This window comes from Arthrobacter sp. H14 (assembly GCF_000520495.1).
Taxonomy (GTDB): domain Bacteria; phylum Actinomycetota; class Actinomycetes; order Actinomycetales; family Micrococcaceae; genus Arthrobacter_C.
The window spans coordinates 3,923-5,888 of the sequence record NZ_KI914674.1 but is presented as its reverse complement, the minus strand read 5'-3'; the positions used below and the strand labels follow the sequence as shown (position 1 = coordinate 5,888).

Here is a 1,966-nt window from a genome sequence, read left to right as displayed (position 1 = left end):
ATGCCGGCGCCGCGCGCGCCGGTTCACCGGCGCCTTGCTTGGTCGGGTTCGAAGTTGCTTGTGCTGCCGCCATGCGTCCCTCTGCTCTCGGGTATTGATCGTCAGCCGTGTCGTCAGGCTTTCTGGGCTATTGTCTGCCGGGCCTGCGTGTCCTCCCCCGGGGCCGATCATGGGGCGGGTGCTTCATTCTCGGGTTTCTCATCCTCTGGCTCCCCAGCGTACTCGTCCTAACATTCCACAACCCAAAAAATGGCCATACATCGTGATCTCACATAAAAGGCCATCAGACGTGGTGATTTATAGGCGCGTCCTAAAGCTGGGGCCGACGTGATCGCCGTGCACGCCCTGGACAGTCTCGGCCCACCGTCCGCGACACCCTGAGCATGGTCCACGACGTGACCGAACGCGATCGGGGTGCGGAACCTCGCTGACCGGATCTGGGTGGACTCAGCGAAACCAGATGACCCGATGTCGCATCTGGCAGTGGGTGATGTTGGCACTGTCGGACAACACCCTCCCGTGCTGTGGACTCCAGCAGATGCAAAAGAGTCGGCTGCAAGGAGGAAATTCACAGATTATGGCACGTAAACATACCCCGGGTCAGGTCATCGCGAAAGTGCGCCAGGGCCGGAAAATGCTCAACGATGGTCGGCCGATGATCGAGGTCATCAAGGAGTTGCAGATCACCGAGGCGACCTGGTATCCGTGGCTTCAGCAGCACGGGTCTGAGAAGAACGCCACTCAGACCAAAGCGGTCAAGGACCTCGAGAAGGAAAACGCACGGTTGAAGAGGATGGTGGCAGAGAAGGAACTGGCCATCGACATCTTGAACGAGGTGGCGCGGGGAAAATACTGAACCCGATCCACGCCGCCGCACCGTTCGCATGGCGCAGGAGAAGTTCGGGGCGTCCGAGAGATTAGCCTGCAAGGTCCTGGGGCAGAACCGGTCCGCCCTGCGTAAGGGCCGGCCGGCGGACGCCACGTCCGGTTCTTCAACGTCATCGACGAATACACCCGCACCGCACCGGCCATCATCCCGCGCCGGTCCTTCACCGCCCCGGACGTGGTCGCCGCACTGGAGAACATCATCGCTGAAACCGGCGTGGTCCCGACCTATGTCCGGTCCGATAACGGGCCCGAATTCACCGCCGGCGCACTGATCGACCTGTGCGCCACCGCTGAGGTTGACACCGCGTTTATCGACCCGGGATCGCCGTGGCAGAACGGGTTCGCCGAATCATTCAACGCCCAATTCAGAAGGGAACACTGACCGGAGAAATCATGGACACCATGGCCGAGGCAAAATACTTGGCCGAGGAGTGGAAAGAGATCTACAATCATGAACGGCACCACGGCTCCCTCGACGGAATGACACCGCACCGATACTGGGAACGCTGGACCGCCGAGAACCAATTAGCTATCGCATAGCCACTGGGCTGCTAACAGGGACCCAACCAGTGGACCATCTCCGAAGGTCCGGAGCTCTCACTGATGAAGAATTGGAACAGTATCTCGACATAGATGACTGCCACACCCGCCCTTCTATGAGGACGGAAACAACGTGGGCGCTGTGACCTGGTTCAAGGAGCCCGTACCGACAGGCATGACCGAACGAGTCAATGCGCTCTGTCAGGTACTGAAAAGTCACAACGTCGATCACAAGCGTTCACAATCAATAGATCCGGGGAAGATTATCTACGATGACCCATTTCAAATTGGAGTCATTGGTACAACGAGAGTCGCCGACACCTCTTCCCGAGGGCGTGGTCTCGGCCCGACGAGTGCCGGCTCCAAGCGTTCAAGGAAGGACACACAATGATCATCATCTTTTCCGGGATTGACGGTGCCGGTAAGTCAAGTGCGGCGCGCGCGCTGGCCGTTGAGCTGGAGCCGTCAGTACCCGTACTGGTACTGGGCAACTATTCGGGCCGGCGCAGCATGACCGCCGGGGCCAAACGGCTCGGGG

At 59.7% G+C, this 1,966-nt stretch carries 1 pseudogene; it reads left to right on the top strand.

Annotated features, from left to right (window positions below):
* Positions 1–577: 577 nt before the first annotated feature.
* A pseudogene (locus Y707_RS30060) lies at positions 578–1,428 on the top strand (integrase core domain-containing protein).
* Positions 1,429–1,966 lie beyond the last annotated feature (538 nt).